Raw genomic sequence first — 313 nt, 5'->3', positions numbered from 1 at the left:
ACAGGTAAGTCCATCGCCCCTTCACTTTGATATAAGTCTCATCCATATGCCATGAATGTAAATCTGTAGGATTACGCCAATACCAGCGTAAGCGTTTTTCCATTTCTGGAGCATAACGCTGAACCCAACGATAAATTGTACTGTGATCCACATTTATGCCTCGTTCAGCGAGCATTTCTTGAAGTTCACGATAGCTGATGCCATATTTACAATACCAACGAACAGCCCAAAGAATGATTTCACCTTGAAAGTGCCGACCGTGGAAGGGATTCATCTGCTGTATCTCGAAATAAATAAGATATTTAGCTTATCA

At 40.9% G+C, this 313-nt stretch carries 1 protein-coding gene; it reads right to left on the bottom strand.

Annotation, left to right across the window (positions count from 1 at the left end; all coding sequences use genetic code 11):
• The coding region (locus NI465_RS16610; protein WP_151817489.1) for an IS6 family transposase at window positions 1–274 on the bottom strand (274 nt) is incomplete at its 3' end.
• Between the last annotated feature and the right edge of the window lie 39 nt (window positions 275–313).

This window comes from Acinetobacter lwoffii (assembly GCF_024129855.1).
GTDB classification, from domain to species: domain Bacteria; phylum Pseudomonadota; class Gammaproteobacteria; order Pseudomonadales; family Moraxellaceae; genus Acinetobacter; species Acinetobacter lwoffii_L.
The sequence above is the reverse complement of the archived record's forward strand: the minus strand, read 5'-3'. Positions and strand labels throughout refer to the sequence as shown.